This window comes from Actinomycetospora lemnae (assembly GCF_028737315.1).
Classification (GTDB): Bacteria; Actinomycetota; Actinomycetes; order Mycobacteriales; family Pseudonocardiaceae; genus Actinomycetospora; species Actinomycetospora lemnae.
Genome location: NZ_JAQZAO010000013.1, coordinates 23,624 through 41,933 on the forward strand (window position 1 = coordinate 23,624; position 18,310 = coordinate 41,933).

At 77.5% G+C, this 18,310-nt stretch carries 14 protein-coding genes; 8 read left to right on the forward strand and 6 right to left on the reverse strand.

Going from position 1 to position 18,310, the window contains the following annotated elements; all coding sequences use genetic code 11:
- Window positions 1–9 precede the first annotated feature (9 nt).
- The 5 genes from PGB27_RS24265 (at window position 10) to PGB27_RS24285 (ending at window position 7,864) form a co-directional block, all read left to right on the forward strand.
- Window positions 10–4,101: a TIGR02680 family protein gene (locus PGB27_RS24265; protein WP_274203004.1), complete on the forward strand. Its 4,092-nt coding sequence runs from the start codon at window positions 10–12 to the stop codon at window positions 4,099–4,101.
- Window positions 4,098–5,591 (forward strand): TIGR02677 family protein, encoded by a 1,494-nt coding sequence (locus tag PGB27_RS24270; RefSeq protein WP_274203005.1) that lies wholly within the window; start codon window positions 4,098–4,100, stop codon window positions 5,589–5,591. Before PGB27_RS24265 ends, PGB27_RS24270 begins: the two co-directional genes overlap by 4 nt.
- A 163-nt stretch (window positions 5,592–5,754) precedes the next feature.
- Window positions 5,755–6,915 (forward strand): TIGR02678 family protein, encoded by a 1,161-nt coding sequence (locus tag PGB27_RS24275; protein ID WP_274203006.1) that lies wholly within the window; start codon window positions 5,755–5,757, stop codon window positions 6,913–6,915.
- 105 nt (window positions 6,916–7,020) lie between these two features.
- Window positions 7,021–7,407, forward strand: a complete 387-nt coding sequence (locus PGB27_RS24280; protein WP_274203007.1) for an ArsR/SmtB family transcription factor — start codon at window positions 7,021–7,023, stop codon at window positions 7,405–7,407.
- Window positions 7,388–7,864 (forward strand): SRPBCC domain-containing protein, encoded by a 477-nt coding sequence (locus tag PGB27_RS24285; RefSeq protein ID WP_274203008.1) that lies wholly within the window; start codon window positions 7,388–7,390, stop codon window positions 7,862–7,864. Before PGB27_RS24280 ends, PGB27_RS24285 begins: the two co-directional genes overlap by 20 nt.
- On the opposite strand, the gene PGB27_RS24290 is transcribed toward PGB27_RS24285, so the two are convergent.
- A complete protein-coding gene (locus PGB27_RS24290) occupies window positions 7,865–8,614 on the reverse strand; it encodes an EI24 domain-containing protein (RefSeq protein ID WP_274203009.1) in 750 nt (249 codons plus the stop codon). It lies immediately after the preceding gene.
- A 16-nt stretch (window positions 8,615–8,630) separates the two neighbouring features.
- The gene (locus PGB27_RS24295) at window positions 8,631–9,497 is read right to left on the reverse strand and encodes a LysR family transcriptional regulator (protein ID WP_274203010.1); all 867 of its coding nucleotides are present in this window, start codon (window positions 9,495–9,497) and stop codon (window positions 8,631–8,633) included.
- A 70-nt stretch (window positions 9,498–9,567) separates the two neighbouring features.
- Here PGB27_RS24295 and PGB27_RS24300 point away from each other — a divergent pair, with 70 nt between their 5' ends.
- On the forward strand, window positions 9,568–9,915 hold the full coding sequence (locus PGB27_RS24300; protein ID WP_274203011.1) for a nuclear transport factor 2 family protein: 348 nt from the start codon (window positions 9,568–9,570) through the stop codon (window positions 9,913–9,915).
- Between the two features lie 49 nt (window positions 9,916–9,964).
- On the forward strand, window positions 9,965–10,846 hold the full coding sequence (locus PGB27_RS24305; RefSeq protein ID WP_274203012.1) for an ABC transporter substrate-binding protein: 882 nt from the start codon (window positions 9,965–9,967) through the stop codon (window positions 10,844–10,846).
- On the opposite strand, the gene soxR is transcribed toward PGB27_RS24305, so the two are convergent.
- From soxR to PGB27_RS24325, 4 genes are read right to left on the reverse strand one after another with little or no spacing between them, the layout of a single operon-like run.
- Window positions 10,843–11,310 (reverse strand): redox-sensitive transcriptional activator SoxR, encoded by a 468-nt coding sequence (soxR, locus tag PGB27_RS24310; protein WP_274203013.1) that lies wholly within the window; start codon window positions 11,308–11,310, stop codon window positions 10,843–10,845. The genes PGB27_RS24305 and soxR overlap by 4 nt on opposite strands.
- Before the next feature lies 1 nt (window position 11,311).
- Window positions 11,312–11,854: an NADPH-dependent FMN reductase gene (locus PGB27_RS24315; protein WP_274203014.1), complete on the reverse strand. Its 543-nt coding sequence runs from the start codon at window positions 11,852–11,854 to the stop codon at window positions 11,312–11,314.
- Window positions 11,855–11,896: 42 nt separating this feature from the next.
- Window positions 11,897–12,295, reverse strand: coding sequence for a hypothetical protein (locus PGB27_RS24320; RefSeq protein ID WP_274203015.1), 399 nt, complete (start codon window positions 12,293–12,295; stop codon window positions 11,897–11,899).
- Between the two features lie 11 nt (window positions 12,296–12,306).
- Complete coding sequence (locus PGB27_RS24325; RefSeq protein WP_274203016.1) at window positions 12,307–13,479, reverse strand: DUF2786 domain-containing protein; 1,173 nt, start codon at window positions 13,477–13,479, stop codon at window positions 12,307–12,309.
- Window positions 13,480–13,678: 199 nt separating this feature from the next.
- Between PGB27_RS24325 and PGB27_RS24330 the strand changes: the two genes are divergently transcribed.
- Complete coding sequence (locus tag PGB27_RS24330; RefSeq protein WP_274203017.1) at window positions 13,679–18,262, forward strand: AAA domain-containing protein; 4,584 nt, start codon at window positions 13,679–13,681, stop codon at window positions 18,260–18,262.
- The last annotated feature ends 48 nt before the right edge of the window (window positions 18,263–18,310 follow it).

An 18,310-nucleotide genomic window follows, 5' to 3' on the forward strand; every position in this document is an offset into this window, starting at 1 on the left:
CTCGTCCGGGTGCCCGCAGACGATCAGCAGCGCTGGAAGCCCTCCCGCGCCGGCATCCTGAACGTCTACCAGTACCAGGACGAGGTGCTGGAGTTCGGCGACGGACGCCTGCTCCTGCGCGGGGTCAACGGGTCGGGCAAGTCGACGGCGATGAACATGCTGCTGCCGTTCCTGCTCGAGGCGGACGTCCGCAAGATCGACGCGGCGGGCGAGCAGCGCGGGGTCCTGCGCAGCTGGATGCTGTCCGACCACGACGACACCCAGCGCACCGGCTACCTGTGGATCGAGTTCGCCCGCGGCAGCGGTGAACAGGTCGAGTACCGGACGGTCGGCTGCGGTATCCGCGCCAACCGCAGCACCGACCGCGTCGCGGTCTGGTGGTTCTCCACCGACCGCCGGGTGCGCATCGACCTGCGCCTCACCGAGGCCGACGTCCCGTTCTCGGTCGACGTCCTGCGCAGCGAGCTCGGCACGCGCGGGCAGGTGTTCACGTCCACCGCGGAGTACCGCGCCGAGATCGCCCGCCGGTTCTTCGGCGGCGTCGACCCGGGGGCGTACTTCCGGCTGCTGCACCAGGTGCGCAACCCCCGCGTCGGCGACCGCATCGACACCGACCTGCCGCGCACGCTGCGCGAGGCGCTGCCGCCGGTGCCCGAGGACGCGGTGCACGACGCCGCGCAGCCGCTCGAGGACCTCGAGGACCACCGCCGCAACGTCACCGACCTCGCCCGGACCGCGGAGGCGCTCGACGGCGCCGTCGAGGTCTACACCGACTACGCCCGCCGGGTGCTGATGACCGAGGTCGAGGCGGTGGCGTCGGCGCTCGACATCGCCCGCTCGGCCGCGCGTCGTGTCGACCGCGACCGGGCCGGGGTCGAGAAGGCCACCGCCGCGCAGGAGGCGGCGACCCGCGCGAGCGCCGACCTCGCCGACGAGCACGCGGAGGCCACCGCCGAACGGGCCGGGCTCGCGGCGCTGCCGGAGTACACCGCGCACGCCGACCTCGTGCGCCGCCGGGACGAGGTCGCCCGCGCCGACGCGCACGTCGCCACGCTCGACGGCCATCGCGCCCGGGCCCGCGAACGGGTGGTCGCGGCGGCGGGCACCGTGGGTGCCGCGCGGGGCCAGCTGGACTCCGACCTCGCCGGGGTGGCCGAGCACCTGCGCGCGGTGGCCGACGCCGCCCGCGACGCGTCGGCGCCGGGCATCGCGGGGCGGCTGCCCGACCCGCCGGCCCCGGTGACCGAGCCCCGCCGCGACGAGGCCGGTGAGACGACGGTCGAGGTCCCCACGGACGACGACCCCACCGCGGAGCTCGACCTCACGGCCGTCGGCGACGCCCTGCGGACCCACCGGACGACGGTGCGGGCGGTCGCCGAGCACGCCCGCGGCGCCCGGCGCGCCACCGAGGTCGCCGAGGCCGCCGACACCGCCGCCGGCGAGGCCCTCGCCGCGCACGAGGCCGCCGACGAGCAGGCGGCCGCCGCCCGCCGCGCCGCGCGGGCCGCGGCGGACGAGCACGCCGAGGCGGTCGCCGGCTGGACCCGGCGCCTGGCCGAGCACGTGGCCGCCGTGCCCGTGGCCGAGGCCGGGGGTGCGACGGGCTGGCTCGACGTGCCGGCGGTCCCGACCGACGGACCCGACGACGACCTGCGCCGCGCCGCCGAGCACCGTCGGTCGGGCGCCCGCCAGGCCGCCGACGACGTCACGGGCGCGCTGGACCGGGCCCGCACCCGCGCCCGCACGGCCGTGGAGGAGGTGGATGCCGAGCTGGCCGGCCTGCGCGCCGAGCACCAGCAGGTGGGCGCGGCCGGCGAGCTGCCGCTGCCCCGGGCGCCGTGGCGGACCGACGACGACGCCCCCGACGGCGTCCTGCTGGCGTCGCTCGTCGACTTCCGCGAGCACCTCGACGACGCCGAGCGCGCCGGGCTCGAGGCGGCGCTGGAGGCGTCGGGCCTGCTCACCGCGCACGTCGACGGGGACGGGACGCTGCGGGTGGGCGCTCTCGTCGCGGGCGCGTCCGTCCCGACGGAAGGGCCCGCGCTCGACACCCTGCTCGCGCCGGTGGACACGGGGGCGGTGCCGCCCGAGACGGTGGCGTCCGTGCTCGCCGCCGTGGGGACGACCGCGGGCCCCGTGCGGGTGTCGACCGACGGGACCTTCGCCGCCGGCCCGCTGCGGGGCCGGCACACGAAGGCGGCCGCCGAGCACGTCGGCGCCGGCGCGCGGGCCCAGGCCCGGGAATGCCGGCTCGCCGAGCTGGCCGCCACGATCGCCGGCGCGCAGGCCCGTCGCGACGCCGCCGACACCGTCGCCGACGCCCTCGACGCGCACGCGGACACGCTGCGGCGGCTGGTCGCCGAGCTGCCCGCCACGCGCGGGGTCGACGACGCCGTCGCCGCCGCGACCGGCGCGGTCCGCTTCGCCGACGGCGCGCAGGACCGCCACCGCGAGCTCGCCGTCACGGCGGGCGACGCCCGCCGCCGCGCCGACGACGCATGGACGGCCCTCTCGCGCGCCGCGTCCGAGGCCGGCGTGCCGACCGACCCCGACCGCCTCGACGGCCTGCTCGAGGCGGTGTCCGACGCCGAGCGCGCGCTCGCCGCCGTCGATGCCGCCCGCGACCGCGTCGGCCGCACGGCCCGCGCCTGGCGCGAGGCGGTCGCCGCGTGGGAGCGCGACGCCGCCGACCACGCGACCGCCGTCGGCGAGCACCGGGAGGCCGCGGGGCGCGCGGCCTCGGTCCGCACGGAGCTGGCGACGATCGAGGAGTCGCTCGGCGAGGAGCCCGCGAAGGTCGCGGCGCGGGTCGGCGAGCTCGACGAGCGCCTGCGGACGATCGCCGCCCGCCTCGAGGAGGCCCGCGAGGAGCAGACCGCGGCCGCCGTCGCGGTGTCGAAGGCCGAGATGACGCTCGAGGAGACCCGCCGGGGCCTCGACGAGAAGCAGCGCGCGGCGCGGTCGGCGCGGGCGCGGCTCGGGGAGGCCGCGGCGGTGCCCGGGCTGCTGCAGGCGGCGGAGCGGGCCGGGGACGCGGAGGAGACCGACGAGGAGACGTCCCCGGAACCGCTGCCGTCGGTCGCCGACTCCGTCGAGGGCGCCGAGGAGCTGGTCGCGGCCCTGCGCGAGCGCCTGCCCGCCCCGCGCCGCGCGGTCAGCGAGGACGCGCTGGACAAGGCGCTGCGGGCGGCGCGCGACGAGCTCGCCAGCGGCTGGGACGTCGAGAGCCGACGCGCCGCCGACGGGATGCCGCTCGCGGTGCACGTCAGCGGTCCGTCGCGGGCGGTGCTCGCGCAGATGGTGCACCGGGTCGCGGTGCAGCGCCGGCGCGCGACGAGCCTGCTCTCGGCGCAGCAGGACCAGGCGCTGCGCAACCTGCTGCACGGCCGGATCGCCCGCGAGGTCGCCGACGCCCTGTTCGCGGCCCGCGAGCTCGTCGACCGGATGAACCGCATCCTGCGCGGCGTGACCTCCAGCCAGGGCATCGGCGTGCGCCTCGACTGGCGCGCCCGCGGGGACCTCGACCCGGAGACGGCCACCGCGCTCGAGCTGCTCCGCAAGCACCCCGACGTGCGCTCGCCCGAGGAGGACGACCAGGTCCGCGAGGCCGTGAAGACCCTCGTCGAGCAGGCCCGCGCGCGCGACCCGGAGGCGTCGTACCGCAGCGTCATCGGGGAGGTCCTCGACTACCGGACCTGGCACGAGATGCGCCTCTACCTGCGCAGGCCCGGCCGCAGCGACGAGCTGCTGACCCGCCGCACGACGCTGTCGGAGGGCGAGAAGAAGCTGGTCACGGTGCTGCCGATGGCCGCGGCCGCCGCCGCCAGCGCCGCCGCCCACGACCCGCACGGGGTCGGCGCGCCGCGGCTCGTGCTGCTCGACGACGCGTTCGCGAAGGTCTCCGAGGACAACCACGCCAAGCTCTTCGGCCTGCTCGTGGACCTCGACGTCGACTTCGTCGTCACCTCCGAGCGGCTGTGGGGGACGCACCCGACCGTCCCGGCGCTGGCGATCACCGAGGTGCTGCGCGACCCGGAGCTGCGGGCCATCGCGCTCGTGCACTACCGGTGGGACGGGGCCTCGCTGGAGGTCTCGGCGTGACGGGAGACGCGGCGGAGCGGAGCTCGACCCTCCGAGCGGGCGTCCGGACCTCCGTCTTCGCCTACGTCACCGAGTCGCCGGAGTACCGGGCGATCCTCGCGGTGTTCGCGGGGACGTTCTTCGCGGAGCTGACGCCGGCCGACGTGACGGCGCGGCTCGACGGCGATCTCGACGAGGCCACCGTGACCGCGAGGCTGGAGGCGCTGCGGGGCTGGGGCAACCTCGAGGTCTCGGCGTCGGTGGGCCAGGTCGGCACGGTCGAGGACTACTACCGGCGCCGCAACCGCTACCTCATCACGCGGGTCGGGCAGGAGGTGCACGACCTCGTCGAGGGCGTGCTGGCGCAGGTCGACGACGTGCGCGACGTGTCGCTGGGCCGTCTCGACCAGGTGCGGGCGGGGCTCGAGGCCGTCGCCGCGCTCGACCCCGCGACCGCGCCGCCGGACCGTCTCGCCGAGGCCGTGCGCGCGGTGTTCGACCCGCACGTGGCGTTCTCCGCGGAGATCACGCAGTTCTTCGCGGCGATCAACCAGTGGCAGTCGCGGTTCGACCTCGACGAGGACGAGTTCGCGTTCTTCTCCGAGGTGCTCGTCGGCTACGTCGGCGAGCGGCTCGAGGCCCTGCGCCGGCGCGCACGCCCGCTGGCGGCGCTGCTGGAGACGGTGCTGCCGCGGGTCCCGGTGATCGTCGAGCGCGCGGCGGACGGGCTGGCGGCGCGGGTCGCGGCGGCGGGACTCGCGTCGGTGCGGGTGCGCCGCGAGCCGGGGGCGACGGTCGCGGACTGGGAGAACCTCGCGTCGTGGTTCGTCTCCTCGCTCGGCCGTCCGAGCCGGGTCCAGACGCTCGAGCGCGATGCCGTCGACGCCGTCCGCACCCTGACCCAGAACCTCACGCGCCTCTCCCGCACCGGCACCGCCGGGGCCTCGCGCCGCGCCGACTACCTGCGGCTCGCCCTGTTCTTCGACCGCGGCGACCCCGCCGGGGCCCACGAGCTGGCCGCCGCGGCGTTCGGGCTCGCCGGCGCCCGGCACCTCGGTGGGGCGGGCGGCGACGACACCGACCCCGTCGACGCGTCGGTGTCGTGGTGGGAGGCGCCGACCGCGCAGGTGCCGATCAGCCTGCGCGAGCGCGGCGACGCCACCAGCCGCGGGCGCACCAGCCGCGTGCAGGACCGCAGCCAGGAACGTCGCCACCTGCTGGCCCGGCGCGCCGACGCCGAGAAGCGGGCCGCGTCGGCCCGGGCGGAACTGCTGCAGACCGGCGCCGAGGGGTTCACCGCCCGCCTGTCCGAGCCCGCCCTGCGCGAGCTGCAGCGCGTGCTCGCCCGCGCCGTCGCCGACCTCGGGCCCGCCGCGTCGTCGGGCACCGTCGTGCTCGACGGCGTGCGCTGCACCGTGGTCCGCGCGCCCGGGGCGTCCACGATCGTCCCCACCCACGCCGGCGCTCTGCGCGTCCGCGACCTGACCCTGACCGTGGAGCCGGCGCCGTGAGGGCCGGCGTGGTGGTGGCAGCGAACGCGCTGTTCGCTGCTTCTAGGCGCACGAACTCCCCGTTGATCACCGGGCGGTCGCGCGCCGGTGTTGCCGCGAACGTGGCGTTCGCTGCTTCTACGCGCACGAGATACCCGTTCGCTGCGTACACCGGGGCTCGCCGGTGACCGCCGCCCGGAGCGACCCGCAGCGCGAGGGCGAGCTCGTCACCGCGACGCGGGCGCTGCTCGCCCGCCCCTGGCGCACCGTCGAGCAGGACCCCGAGGTCGTCGCGCTCGTCCGGCGGCACGCCGACGCGCTCGACGCGTGGTTCACGCAGGAGCTGAACTACCGGCTGGTCGTCACGGCCGACACGGCGCGGCTGGTCAAGGTCGGGCACGTGCCCGCCGACCGGCCGCTGCGGACGATCGCGACGACGCCGCGCGCGTTCACGCCCGCCGAGTACACCGCGCTCGCGCTGGTGCTGGCGGCGACGACGTCGGGACCCGACCGCACGAGCCTGCGTGACCTCGTCAACGCCGTGCACTCCGCGGCGGCCGAGGCCGGGATCGTCATGGACACCGACACGGCGTCGCGGCGGGCGCTGGTCACGGCGCTGCGGTGGCTGATCGCGCACGGGATGGTCCGCGAGCTCGACCGCGGCGTGGGGCTCTACGAGCACGACGCGGACGCCGACGCGCTGCTCGAGGTGCGCCAGGACCGGATGGCGCTGCTGCCGACCGGCGCGGTCGTCGGGGCCGAGTCGGCCGAGGACCTGCTCGCGCGGGCCCGCGCGCGGGGGTCGGTGTCGACGGCGGCGCGGCGGCGGCTGGTCGAGGACCCGGTGGTGCTCGCCGACGACCTCGAGCCCGCGCGCTTCGCCGAGCTCCGCCGCCACGCCGGCGACGAGGCCCGGCGGATCGAGGCGCGCACGGGGCTCGTCGTCGAGGCGCGCGCCGAGGGCTTCGCCGCGCTCGACGTCGACGGCGGCTGCTCCGACGTCGCGTTCCCCGGCAGCGGCACGGTCGCCCACGCGGCGTTGCTGCTGGTCAGCAAGCTGATCTACCAGTTCCGGCCCGCCGAGGACCCGGAGTCGGTCCCGTGGCCGTCGGTGCGCGAGGTGCTCACCGAGCTGGTCGGCGAGTACGGGCGCTACTGGTCGAAGGCGGCCATCGCCGACGGCGAGCGCTTCGCCGCCGACGTCGTGGGGCTGCTCGAGGCGATGCGGCTGGTCGTCAAGGACGCCGAGGGCTCCCTGCGCGTGCTCCCGGCCGCGGCGCGCTACGCCCCGGCGGTGACCGTGGCCGAGGGCGACGACGAGGACGAGCAGCCGACCCTGCTCTGAGGTCGTGCCAGCGAAGTGCCGTCGCTGACGTTCAGTGTCCGTAGCGGTACTTCGATCACCGAGGTGTAGCTGGACGGTTAATGAAAGCTCTGGTTACATCTCCTCGTGCTCCCGCTCGAGGCCCTCGCCGACCCGGTCCGCCGGGCCATCGTCGAGCGCCTGGCGGACGGCGAGGTCGGGGCGGGCGAGATCGCCGCGGCCTTCCCCGTCAGCCGTCCCGCGATCAGCCGTCACCTGCGCGTGCTGCGCGAGGCGGGGCTCGTGACGTCGCGCGTCGCGGGCCAGCACCGCATCTACGCGCTCGACCGCCGCCCGCTGGCCGAGCTCGACGCGTGGCTGGGGCGGTTCCGCCCGCTGCCGGCGCTCGGCGGCCCCGCGAGCCGGCTCGACGCCCTCGACACCGAGATGCACCGCGGTCGGCGCGCCCGCCGGGCCGCCGACGCCGCACCGACCCGCGACCAGGGAGACACCGATGACCACGCCGCCGGCTGAGGTCCGCACCGACCCCGAGGGCACGACGACGGCGATCTGGCGCCGCGAGTACCCCGACCCCGTCGAGGACGTCTGGGCCGCGATCACCGAGTCCGAGCGGCTCGGGCGCTGGATCGGCACCTGGACCGGCGAGCCCCGTGTCGGCGGCACGGTCGCGTTCACGCTGACCGGTGAGGCCGACGCGGGCGGCGAGGTCGCCGAGCCCGCCGACGTGCGCATCCTCGCCTGCGAGGAGCCCCGCCACCTCGCCGTCGAGTTCCCCGCGCCCGACGACCAGGCGTGGCTCGTCGACCTCACCGTCGAGCCGCACGGGGCGGGCGCCGTGCTCGTCTTCGCGCAGCGCCTCGTCCCCGGGATGTCGGTCGAGGACGTCGACGCCGGCTGGCGCTGGTACCTCGACCGGCTCGGGGCCTCCCTGCGCGGCGCGCCGATGCCCGAGTGGTCCGCCTACGTCTGACTACGCCACAGCGATCGGCTCCCCGCGCAGCTCCCGCGCGAGCAGCGTCGCGGCGGCCGAGGCCGCGGGGATGGCGATGATCGCGACGAACGGGATCGCCGCGAGGAGGTAGGTCGGGATGCCGACGCCCCAGGTCGCGGCCCTCCGCGTCCGCAGGAGCCGACGCCGGGCGCCGAAGTCCAGCCCGCGACGCTGCAGGGCGGGCGCGGTCAGCTCGATCATCAGCAGCCGCCCGCCGACGAGCGCCGCCGCCACCGGCCCGAGCACCGGCCCGACGACCGGCACCAGGCCCAGCAGGAACAACGGGACCGCCGCGAGCAGCGACAGGGCGACGAGCAGCAGCCCGTCGCGCACCCCGCGCACCACCGACCCGGTCCACGACGTCTCCCGGACCGCCGGCACCGGCCCGACCTCGTCGTCGACGATCTCCGCGAGGCGCTCGTAGAAGGGCCCGCCGACCGCGAGCGTCACGGCGACGAAGGTGACGACGGCGACCGCTCCCGCGGCGGCCACGATCGCCGCGCCCGCCGCGATCCGCGTCAGCGACCGCCCGGTCTCCGACCAGCCGTCGGCGAACGGCGTGAGCGTCGCCGCGAGGTCGGGGAGCCACGTGACCAGCGTCACCAGCGCGCCGACGTAGAGCACGGACACGATCAGCGCCGGGATCGCGCCGAGCAGCAGCAGGCGCGGCGTGCGCAGCACCGTCACGGCGCCGCGCACGAACAGCCGGACACCGAGCACGAGGTCCACGGCGCGATTGTCCCGGTCAGGTGATGCCGGCCCGGGCGCGGGCGAGCAGGGCGCGCGCGGCCGGGCTCAGCGGGGTGTCGCGACGGCGGGCGAGGTCGATGGAGGCGCGGGCCTCGGGCACGATCGGCACCGCCCGCACGTCGTCCCGGCCGGTCAGCGCGGGCGCGGGGACGACGGCGACCCCGAGGCCCTGCGCGGCGAGGTCGGCGAGCAGCGGCGGCGAGCCCGCCTCCAGCGCCGGGCGGAGCGCGACGCCGGCGTCGGCGGCGGCCCGGTCCAGCGCCGCCCGCACGCCGGCCCCCACGGGCAGGGCGATGAGGGTGTGCTCGGCGAGCTCGGCGATCGTCACCTCGGCCGGTGCGTCCCCGGACGGGAACGCCGCGACGAGCGGCACGTCGAGCACGACGTCGACGGCGAGATCGGCCGGAGGCTCGCCGTGGCGCCCGACCCAGGCGAGGTCGAGGTCGTGGCGGCGCAGGCCGTCGAGCAGGGCGTCGGTGGCGTCCTCGACCAGCCGGATCGCGACGCCGGGGTGCTCGCGGTGGAACGCGCCGAGCAGGCCGGGCAGGTCGACGACGCCGCCCCCGCGCACCATGCCCACGGCGACCCGGCCGCGGACCAGGCCGGCGAGCTCGTCGGCGGTGTCCCGGACGCCGGTGACCGCCGCGAGTGCTGCGCGCGCGTGGGGCAGCACCGCCTCCCCGGCCGGCGTGAGCCGCACCCCGCGTGCCGACCGGTCGAACAGCACCTGCCCGAGCTCGCGCTCGAGCCGCGCGATCTGCGCGCTGATGCCCGGCTGGGCGACGTGCTCGCGCGCCGCGGCCCGCGTGAACCCGCCCTCCTCGGCGACCGCGACGAGGTAGCGCAGCTGGTGGAGCTCCATAACCCCGAGTTGTAGCAGGGAGTCCGAGCAGCTCTTCGACTTCTGGGTCGTCGCGTCCGAGGCTGGTGCCATGCGCACCCCCGCCGAGACCATGACCGCCTACTTCGACGGCTGGCGCCGCCACGACGCCGAGTCGCTGCGCGAGGTCCTCGCCGAGGACGTCGTCTTCGACGGGCCGATGGGCCACGTCGAGGGCATCGAGGACAACGTCGCGAGCCTGCACGGCCTGCTGTCGATCGTCACCGATGTGCAGGTCCGGCACGTCTTCGTCGACGGCCCCGACGTCCTCACCGTCTATGACCTGCACACGACCGCCACCGACGCCCCGATGCTCACCGTCAACTGGGCCCACGTCGTCGACGGCCGCGCCCGGACCATCCGCGCGGTCTTCGACCCCCGCCCGCTCCTGGGTACGTGAGCACTTTCCACGCCTATAGCCGTGGAAAGTGCTCACATAGGGTCGGGGCGTGCGGATCGCGTCGCTGCTGCCCGCGGCCACGGAGATCGTCGGCGCGCTGGGGCTCGCCGACGACCTGGTCGCCGTGACGTTCGAGTGCGACGAGCCGGCCGGGATCCGCGAGCGGCGGCCGGTCGTCGTCGACACCGCCCTGCCCTCCGGGCTGACGCCCGGCGAGATCGACGCCGTGGTCCGTGAGCGCGCGGCGGCCGGGCTCCCGCAGTACGCGCTCGACCGCGAGGCCCTGCGCGACGTCGCCCCGGACCTCGTGCTCACCCAGGACCTGTGCCGCGTCTGCGCGCTGCCGGAGTCGACGGTCGCCGAGGCGCTCGACGAGCTGGCGATCGACGCCCGGGTCCTCACCGTCGACCCGCACACGCTCGACGAGGTCCTCGACGCCGTCGCGACGGTCGCCGGCGCCGCGGGGGCGGCCGACGCCGGCGACGCGCTGGTCGCGGATCTCCGGCGACGCCTGGACGCCGTGGAGACCGCCCTCGCCGGCCGCCCGCGACCCCGGGTCCTCGCCCTCGAGTGGGTCGACCCGCCGTTCCTGCCCGGGCACTGGGTGCCGGCGATGGTCCGGCGGGCGGGCGGCGAGCCCGTCGCCGGGATCGACGGCGGGCGCAGCGTCGCGACGACCTGGGAGGAGATCGCCGACGACCCGCCCGACCTCGTCCTCGTCGCGCCCTGCGGCTTCGGGCTCGACGACGCGGTCGCCCAGGCCCAGGTCGTGCGCGAGCGGGTCCCCGGGGTCCCGCTCGTGGCCGTCGACTCCGCCTCCTACGTCGTGCGCGCGGGCCCGCGGCTCGTCGACGGGATCGAGGCGATCGCCCACGCCCTGCACCCCGACGCCGTCCCCGCGCCGCCGCCGGGACGGGTGCGGATCCTCTAGCCCACGAGGCGTCGCGGCCCCGGTCCCTCGGCGCTGAGCCGGTCGTGCGGGTTGACCAGCCCGCAGCGGTCGAGCGAGAGGCACCCGCAGCCGATGCAGCCGGTGAAGTCGTCGCGCAGCTGCTGGAGCCGGCGGATGCGGTCGTCGAGCTCGGCGCGCCACTGCGCCGAGAGTGTCTCCCAGTCCTGGCGGGTCGGCGTGCGCCCGTCGGGCAGCGAGTCGAGCGCCGACCGGATCTCCGCCAGCGGGATGCCCACGCGCTGGGCGATGCGGATGAACGACAGCCGCCGCAGCACCTCGCGGCGGAAGCGTCGCTGGTTGCCGGGCGTACGGCGGCTGTGGATGAGGCCCTCGCGCTCGTAGAAGTGCAGCGCGGAGACGGCGACCCCGGAGCGCTCGGCGACCTCGCCGACCGAGAGCTCCTGGCCGGGGTAGGGGCGGGGGTGGGCGTGGTGGTCGGTCACGTCAGACCCCCGCGGCCTGCTCGTCGCGGGCGCGGCGCAGCGTGGGCGCCCACCAGGCGAGGGCGTCGAGCAGCACGGTCGCCGCGGCGTCGGCGGCGTCCTCGCGGGGCCGTCCCGCGGCGTCGAACGCGCCGGCGGCGCCGTGGAAGCTGACGGTGTCGCGCAGCCCGACGGCGTGCAGCTCGGCGAGCACGGGCCGCAGCTGCTCCACCGCCCGCAGCCCGCCGGACAGCCCGCCGTAGGCGACGAACCCGACCGGCTTGGCGCGCCACTCGCCGCCGGTCGCGTCGATGGCGGTCTTCAGCGGACCCGGGAAGCTGTGGTTGTACTCCGGGGTCACGATGACGACGGCGTCCGCGGCGTCGATCCGCTCGGCGAACCCGGTGTCGAGGCCGGTCTCGAGCAGGTCGACGACGTCCACGGAGAACGCGGGCCGCCGTCGCGCCCGCTCGGCGAACCACTGCGCCACGACGGGACCGAAGCGCCCCTCGCGGACGCTGCCGATCACCACCGCGAGCGGGATGGCCTGGTCGGTCTCGGTCATGGCTCCGAACGTAGAACCTCGACCATTGTCCAGGTCAAGCGATCAGATCGCGGACGCGAGCAGGCGGACCGTCGCGACCGCCGCCTCCTCGGTGCGTGCGCCCTCGCGCTCGGCCCACGTGGACACCGTCTCGCCGCGCGCCAGGGCCGCGCCCAGGCCGTCACCGCCCGGCGGCACGCTCACCTCGGCGGTGACCGCGTCGCACGCGGCCAGCACCCGCTCGCGGCGCCGGGCGAGGTGCTCGGCGAGGACGTGGCGCAGCTCGGTGAGCGCGCCCTCGTCGCCACCGGCCAGGTCGGCCGCGGCCCGACGGAGCAGCGCCTGCAGTGACTCCGGCGGTAGCCCCGGGTCCTGGGGCCGCGGGGCCTCCGCGGGCGCGTGACCCCGCTTGGCGTCACGACGCCGCTGTTTGGCGGCGCGTCGCTCGCGATTGCCGGGCACCCGTGCATCCTCTACCCCTGCTGCTCGGCGAGCGCCTCGCGCCCCGGCGTCAGGCTCGCGGCGTCGGCGGCGGCCCGCCCGGCGGCCCAGCCGTCGCCGTTGCCGACGCTGAAGCGCCGCCGGGTCAGGCGCGGGAAGAGCTCGCCGACCGTCCGCTCGACGACCTCCGCCCGCGCCGCGAGCACCGGCAGCAGCCCCTCGCCCAGCTCGGCGCGCGCGTGCGCCTGGGCCTCGTGGGCGGCCGCGGTGAGGCGCTCGCCGATGCGCGTGGCGTAGGCGAGCAGGAAGGCGTGGCGGAACGAGCGCGTCCGCGACCGCGGCACCGACCCGTCGCGCGCCGCGAGCATCGCCCGGTCGGCCTGCACCAGCAGCGAGGTGACCAGCAGCTCCACGGTCGCGAGGTCCGCGGCGTGCCCGACGACCGTGACCATGTCGAGCGCGGGCAGGCTCACCGCCCGGCAGCGGTTGGCCGCCGCCACCTGGTGCACGAGGCTCGACTTGGCGTTCGCGTAGGGCGGGTCGAGCCACAGGCGCCGCGCGGCGGCCCGGGGCGCCGACGTCGCGGGGCCGGCGACCAGCGCCTGCTCGAGGGCGTGGCGGCCCATCAGCTCCTGGGCCTTGGCCGAGAGCGCCTCGGCCTCCTCGGGGTACTCGGTGGACTCCGCCTTCGCCAGCAGCGCCCGCACCCGCGCGAGGACCCGCGCGTCGACCCCCTCGGGCGCGCGCTCCTCCTCGCCGAGCCGGGGCAGGGTCGGCAGCGAGCGCAGGAGCCCCACCAGCGCGACCGCCGCCGCCAGCGCGTCGTCGGGGTCGAGCCCGCGCACCGAGCTCCACTGCCCCACGAGCGGCACGTCCCGCGCGGGCGGCTCGGCGTCCAGCTCGGCGAGGTCGGCCTCCCCGCGTGGTCGCCGCGCCGCGGCGGCGCCCAGGACGTCGACCGCCAGCACCACCCGCCCCGCCGCGAGCCGCCGGCGCACCACCTCGGTGACGTCGCGCGCGCCCCACCCACGGGCGTGCAGCGCGTCGGCGGCGTCGAGCAGCGCCAGCTCCGCGCCCGCCAGCAGCGTGCGGGACGTCCCGTACCGTGCCCGCAGCACGGCCGTGACCTCCTCGCCGCGCCCGCCCGCCGCCGCGAGCCCCGCCACGAACCGCGCGGCCTCCCGCGGATCGTCCGACGTGCCCATCCGCCCTCCCTCCGTGCGCCGCCAGCGTGACGACACCCTGCCGACGACCGTGCCGTCACGGGGTTCGACGCAGCCGGGAGCTGCACGGTTCCATCGCCGGCCGACGCGCCCCGACGGCAGGGCACGCGGCCCGCCACCAGGGCGGGATGCGATTCTGGGCCGTCGGGGGAGCACGACAGGAGGGAGGAGCGGCGTGGTCGTGGGCGTGCCGCAGGAGCCGGCCGGCGCCGCCGCGAGCCCGCAGGACCTCCCCGAGCACGACCCCGCCCTGCGCGACCGCGTCCAGCGCTTCGTCGGCGTCCTGCGGCGGGTGGCGCTCGCGCGGGCGCGCCCGGTGCGCCACACGCGCCACCACGTCGGTGAGCTCCCGCTGGTCGAGGTCGCCGACCAGGCCGCGGTCCGCCGTCCCCGCGAGGCCGGCGACGAGCTCCTCCGCGCACCCGCCGACGGCCCGATGCGGGCGACGTTCGACGCGCTGTTCGACCTCATGCGCGCCGCCGCCGACCAGCCCGAGGCCGTCGAGCTCGTGCTCGCCGGCGGCCTGCTGCACGCCCCCGACCACGACGTGCGCGTGCACCTGCTGACCCGCCCGGTGCGCATCGAGCGCGACGGGGACGCGATGGTCGTGACCCTCGCCGGCGACGCCACGCGCTGGGAGGACGAGGAGCTGCTCGTCGGCACGGGCCTCGTCGACGACACCGCGCCCGCGGAGCAGCAGGCGCCGGCCTCGCCGCTCGACCCCGACCTCGTCGGGATCCTCGCCGGGTGGGCCGACCGGCACCTGCGCGTCGAGCACGTCTGCGGCGACGACTGGATCGGCCCGACCGGCCCCGACATCGCCCTGGTGCCGGCCCCCGCTCTCCTCGCCCGCCGCCGCGGGGCCGCCGCGCTGCGCACCTTCTACGACGCGATGGTCGCCGACCTCGCGGACACAGGAGCGGACGCGGCGCGGCCGCTGCCCGTCGGGCTGGCCCAGCTCGTCGCGGCCATCGAGCCGGTCGACCGCGCCGCCTGGCTCGCGCGCACCGGCCACGACGAGCCTCCGGTGACCGACCCGCTCTTCCCGCTGCCCGTCGGCGCCGCGCAGGGCCGCATCCTCGGACGCTTGGGCCGCGACTCGGGCGTCGTCGTCGAGGGCCCGCCGGGCACCGGCAAGACCCACACCATCGCGAACCTCCTCTGCGCCCTGCTCGTCGAGGGCCGCCGCGTGCTCGTGACCAGCGAGAAGGCGCAGGCGCTGCGGGTGCTGCGCGACAAGCTGCCCCCGGAGATGCGCGACCTCTGCGTCTCGCTGGCCGACGCCGACGAGGACCCGGGGCTCGGTGCGGGCATCGCCGGGCTCGCCACGCGCAGCACCGAGTTCGACCTCGACGAGGCCGACCGCGCCGTCGCGGACCTCGGCGCGCGCCGCGACGCCCTGCTCGCCGAGCGGGAGAGCGCGCTCGACGCCCTCGTCGCCGAGCGCGCCGCCGAGACCGCCGTGCAGCGCGACCTCGGCCCGGGCATGACCGGCACGCGCGCCGAGGTCGTCCGTCGGCTGCGGAGCGCGCGGGAGCGCGACGGGTGGCTCGCCGAGGTCGTCGGCCCCGACGTCGCGCTGCCCGCCACGCCGCCGCTGTCGGGCGACGAGTTCCGGACGCTGCGCGCGCTGCTCGCCACCGAGACCCCGGCGCGGCGCGAACGCGCCCGCCAGGTGCTCCCGCCGCCGGTGGAGCTGCCCCCGGAGGACCACGTCGCCGACCTCGCGGCCACCGTCCTGCGGGGCCTCGACGCGACGTCGGGTGACGTGGGACCGCTCGTGGCCGCGCTCGGCGGGCTGCCCCCGGACGCGGCCGCGCACCTGCCGGCGGTCAGCCGCCGGGTCGCGGACGCGCTGGCCGAGCTCGACGACACCGGCGACGACGCCGCGTGGGCGCACGGGGTGGCCGACGCCGTGCTCTCCGGACGCGCCGGGCACCTGTGGGGGCGCGCGACCGACGGGCTGCGGGCCGTCGACGCCCTGCTCGAGCACGACCGGCGTGCCGGCCCCGCCCAGGTCCGGGTCGAGGAGTCGGTCGACGTCGCCGCCGCGGCGCCGGTGTTCGAGCGCTTCGCCGCGTTCCTCGCCGACGGCGGCACGACGCGGCGCATGTTCAAGCCCGACGAGCAGAAGGCCGTCGAGCCCCACCTCGCGGGCATCCACCTCCACGGCGCGGAGGCGTCGACGGTGTCGGGGGCGTCGGCGATCGCCCACCACCTGCGCATCCTCGAGATCACCGACCGGCTCTCCGAGGGCTTCGGCCCCCTCGGGCGCCCGCTGCGCCGCGCGGAGCACCGGGCGATGCTCGTCGAGCAGGTCCTCACGCTGCGCGCGACGTGCCTGGCCGTCGGCCGGGTGCTGACGGCCGCCGTCGCCGTGCGCCGGCTTCTCGCCGCCCTGCCGCCGGCCGAGCGCCCGCGGGTCGACTCGCTGGCGCGGCTGCGGGCGTTCGCGACGCTGACCCTCGACGTCGACGACCACCGCGCGGCCGAGCTCGCGCGCGCCGAGCTCGACGAGGTGGTCGAGCGCGTCGAGGGCGGGGTTCCGCCCGAGCGGCAGGCGCCCGAGCTCGTCGCGGTCCTCGACGCCCTGCGCCGCCGCGACGCCGACGCGTACACCGACGCGGTGGCCGCGGTCGAGTCCGCGCACGCCGAGGCCCGCGACCAGCGCCGTCTCGACGCCCTCGCCGACCGCCTCGAGAGGGCCGCGCCCGGGGTCGTCGCGCTGCTGCGCGCCCATGCCGCCGAGCCGTGGCCCGAGCGCGAGGAGCGCCTCGAGCACGCCTGGGCCTACGCGCGGGCGGCGGCGCGCACGCGGCAGTGGGCGGCCGCCGAGGACGCGCCCGACCGTCTCGCCGACCTCGACGTCGAGCTCGCGCGCCTCACCGCGAAGCTCGCGGCCGCACGGGCGTGGCGGGCGTGCCTGGGCCGGATCACGGCCGAGCAGATGCGCGCGCTGCAGAGCCACCGGGCCTCGGTCGCCGCGGTGGGACGCGGCACCGGACGCCACGCCGACCACTACCGCGCCGCCGCCCGCGAGGCCGTGGAGGTCGCCCGCGACGCCGTACCGGCGTGGGTGATGCCGATCCGCGAGGTGCTCGCGACCGTCGCGCCGCGCCCGGACGCGTTCGACGTCGTCATCGTGGACGAGGCCAGCCAGGCCGACCTGACCAGCCTGTTCCTGCTCTGGCTCGCGCCCCGGGTGATCGTCGTCGGCGACGACCGGCAGTGCACACCCGCGGACGTCGCCGGCGGGTCGCTCGAGCCCGCGTTCGCGCGTCTGGAGACCGACCTGCCCGAGGTGCCGTTCTACCTGCGCAGCCAGTTCACGCCGCGGGCCAGCGTCTTCTCGGTGTTCCGGGCGACGTTCGGGCCGCCGATCCGGCTGCGCGAGCACTTCCGGTCGATGCCCAAGATCGTGGGGTGGTCGTCGCGGGAGTTCTACGCAGGGCCGGGCGAGGCGGACGCGCCGCTGGTGCCGCTGCGCCAGTTCGGGGCCGACCGCCTGCCGCCGCTGCGCGCGACGTTCGTGCCGGACGCCGCCGTGCGCGGCCAGGGGTCGTCGCTGGCGAACGACGCCGAGGCGGCCGCGCTCGCCGACGCCGTCGCGCGCTGTGCCGCCGACCCCGCCTACGCCGGCGCGACGTTCGGGGTGGTCGTGCTGCAGGGCCACGGGCAGGTCGAGCTCGTCGAGGGCCTGCTGCGCGAGCGGCTCGACGTCGAGACGTGGGAGCGTCGCCGGCTGCGGGTCGGCGTGGCCGCGGACTTCCAGGGCGACGAGCGCGACGTCGTGTGGCTCTCCATGGTGGTCGCGCCCGGCCACCGCTTCGTGGCCCTGACGGCCGAGCGCTACCGGCAGGCGTTCAACGTCGCGGCGTCGCGGGCGCGCGACCAGATGTGGCTGTTCCACTCGGTGCACGCCGAGGACCTCGCCGAGACCGACCTGCGCCGCAAGCTCCTCGAGCACGTCACCGCGAGCGAGCCCGACGGCTCCGCGGGCGCGCCGGAGAACCGGCCCGCGCCCGCCGAGGTGGACCGCGAGCACCGGCACCCGGCGTTCGGCAGCCTGTTCGCGCAGCGGGTGTTCGCCGACCTCTCCGACCTCGGGTTCGCCGTCGTCCCGCAGGTGGAGGTGCACGGGCGGGTGCTCGACCTCGTCGTCACCGGCGCGAGCGGGCGGCTGGCGGTCCTCTGCGACGGCGACGAGACGCGCCGCCCGGCCACCCGCGCCGACGTCGAGGCCGAGCACGACCTGCGCCGCTGCGGCTGGCCCGTGGTCCGCGTGGCCGAGTCCCGCTACCTGGGCGACCCGGAGGGTGCGATCACCCCGGTGCTCGAGGCCGCGGCGGCCGCCGGGATCACGCCCTCGGCGCCGACCGGTCCGCTCGCCGTCGTCGAGTCCGCGCCGGGGGACCACACCGAGTACCGGCCGCGGCGCGGGCGCTCGGGGCGCGCGGTGATCGGTGCCGACGCGTCGGAGGCCCCCGAGTCGCTCGACGACCTCGTCGCCGACCTCGCCGCCCAGGGCTTCCCGCCGCCGCGCCGCGACGCGCGCGTGCACGACCCCCGCGGCGGCGGCGTGCTCACCGACGCCGAGGCCCTGTGGCCGACGGGGATCAGCCGCCGGGCCCTCGCGCCGCCGGTCCTCCTCGCGCCCGAGGTCCGCGACCCGGCCCGCGAGCGCCTCCGCGACCTCGGCTACCAGGTCTTCACGACCGTCGCCGACGTCCGCGCCCACCTCGCCGCCTCCGCCGAGCGCGCCTGACCCGGGGTGCCAGCGAAGTGCCGTCGCTGACGTTGAGTGTCCGTATCG

Coding starts and splice junctions, on each gene's coding strand:
- PGB27_RS24285 (WP_274203008.1), top strand. CDS start 7,388: ATGACCACGCCGCCGGCTGAGGTCCGCACCGACCCCGAGGGCACGACG.
- PGB27_RS24295 (WP_274203010.1), bottom strand. CDS start 9,497: ATGGAGCTCCACCAGCTGCGCTACCTCGTCGCGGTCGCCGAGGAGGGC.
- PGB27_RS24300 (WP_274203011.1), top strand. CDS start 9,568: ATGCGCACCCCCGCCGAGACCATGACCGCCTACTTCGACGGCTGGCGC.
- PGB27_RS24315 (WP_274203014.1), bottom strand. CDS start 11,854: ATGACCGAGACCGACCAGGCCATCCCGCTCGCGGTGGTGATCGGCAGC.
- PGB27_RS24325 (WP_274203016.1), bottom strand. CDS start 13,479: ATGGGCACGTCGGACGATCCGCGGGAGGCCGCGCGGTTCGTGGCGGGG.